This is a genomic window from uncultured Wocania sp. (assembly GCF_964021735.1).
Taxonomy (GTDB): Bacteria; Bacteroidota; Bacteroidia; order Flavobacteriales; family Flavobacteriaceae; genus Wocania_A.
This window is the reverse complement of record NZ_CAXIBN010000285.1, coordinates 1-2,147: the sequence shown is the minus strand read 5'-3', so window position 1 is coordinate 2,147 and position 2,147 is coordinate 1. Positions and strand designations below refer to the sequence as shown.

At 30.8% G+C, this 2,147-nt stretch carries 1 protein-coding gene; it reads right to left on the bottom strand.

Features of this window, described 5'->3' with window-relative positions; all coding sequences use genetic code 11:
• Positions 1 to 52: 52 nt before the first annotated feature.
• Positions 53 to 2,071 (bottom strand): putative porin, encoded by a 2,019-nt coding sequence (locus AADI82_RS15000; RefSeq protein ID WP_341217217.1) that lies wholly within the window; start codon positions 2,069 to 2,071, stop codon positions 53 to 55.
• Between the last annotated feature and the right edge of the window lie 76 nt (positions 2,072 to 2,147).

The window sequence follows — 2,147 nt, the reverse complement described above, 5'->3', positions numbered from 1 at the left end:
AAAAAAGCAACTGCCGAAAGCACGACCCGAAGAGGAACGCCTTAAGAAAAAATTACATAAAAAAGTTCCAGACTACACCGAAACGGACAGTAAAGTCTCGGTATGGATTGTTTGGTGCTGAGAAATAATTGTAGCCTGTGAATGCTGAATTGAAATGTTCTGCTTTTAAATAGATTCTGGTTTGACGGATTTTTGCGTTTATAAAGAAATCTAATCGTGGGAATGCTCCATATTCTTTTTCTGTTTGTACGTAGAATTCTGCTAATAAAGGATCGTAGGAATTCATTTTATATTTTGTAAAATAATTGAATGTTACACCTGTTTGCAGGTACAGTGCTTTTTTAAATACGTGGCTTGAGTAATATAATGTGTTGCGCGTAGTGAGTTCTGGCACGTTTAGCACATTGTTTTCGTCTTGTGTGTTTTGGTATAATATGGTATTGTGCAATGCAAATTTGCCTACTTTTACTTCTCTATCTAATTTAACTCTTAAATAACTTATTGATTTATTATTCTGAAATGGTTTGATTGGAGCCAACTCGCCGTCTGGAATTCCTATATCATCTCTTTTAAAATAAGTATAGTCGTTTATCTTTGAATAATCGACCAAAATATTTGCTATTTTTTCTGATTTTAGTTGAAATGCTAGTTGTTGCGTTTTGGTATTATTGAAATTATTTTTCCAATTGTAATTTATATAATTGCTTTGATATAACAATACATTGTAATTTGGTGCTTTAGAACTGTGATTTATTGATGCTGTTGCTGATAAATCGTTATTTAGTTTGAATGTAGCGTGCGCTTTTATAAAATTTCCGTCGAAATCTCCTGAAACGTTTACTCCTAATTCACCATATAATTCGAAATTTTCAAATTGTTTGTGGTATTTTCCGCCTGCTGATAGCACATCGCCTTTTAATCTATTGGTTATTGTGTTTCCGTTTAGTACGATTACCTTATTGTAGCCGTAGTTAAAATTATTGTTACTTATATTAAATTGCAGGTCGCCAAGTATATTATTACTGTAATTTAATTGAAGTTGATTGTATAGGTTTTCTAACGTTACCCTATCTCTAAAACTTAACCTTTTAAACGCTTCTCCAAAATAACTCGTTTCTCTGTCTGAAACGCTTGATTGATCATATTGATAGGACTTGTCTTTTAAGGATATAATATGCCCGATGCTTAATTTGCTTTTTGAAAGTGAATCTTTCTTTCTAATAATACTATAATTGTGTTCTAAATGAAAGCGTTTTCCTTTTAGAATGTTTTCGGCATTTTCAAAATTTACTTCTAGAATTGAACGATCTAAAAATTCTTCTACACCATTTTCAAAATTCTCTACCATAGCATCTTGCAAGCCTCCATTTTCTTGATTTAATAAATCTTGAGTTACCATGTGCGTTCTTGCCCAATAACGTTTGTTTTTTGTTTGGTAATTTGTTGTAAACCTAAAATTTCCTGTACTAGTTAATAAATGTTGGTATTTCCCTAAAGACCGAAGCCCTTTATAAGCTATTGAAAAATTTAATTGTGGGGATGTATTTACTGTAAAAAAAGAATCTGCTAATTGCCCTTGCTCGAAAGCTGATTTAAACATTAATTCTGTTAATGGCGTTGGTACGCGATAGTAATTAATATCTTCAACTTCCATATAATTGAAGTGCCTTGCTCTGGCTCCAAAACTTGGCATTAAACTAGTATTTTCAAAATTATGAGTTAGGCTATTGTAGGTTTGTCCTAAGTTTGAAAAAGGTATTAAACCGAAATTATCTTTTCTTAAATAATTAAACTTGTATTCCTTTTGTATGGTTAAAGTAGTATCTACAAAAGTGGTATCGTTCTTATGGGAAATGATTAAGTAGTCTGAAATTTTTGCCTTTTCTTCTTTAGTTTTTGGGTCTAATTTATCTAAAAGGTTTTTTTTAGATTTAGGTTTACTAGATGTTTTTAAACTATCTTGAGATTTCAAAGAAACTGTATCTGCTTCTTTTAATAACTTCGGTTTTACCTGTGCGTCTGCATTGCTAAACAAAAACATTAAAAACAATACTAAAATTAATCTCATCATAATTTAATCTTCCGAAGCAAAAGTAATTATTTGAACGCTAATTTTAAGGAAATATTTTAAATAAAGAAAGCCAGCT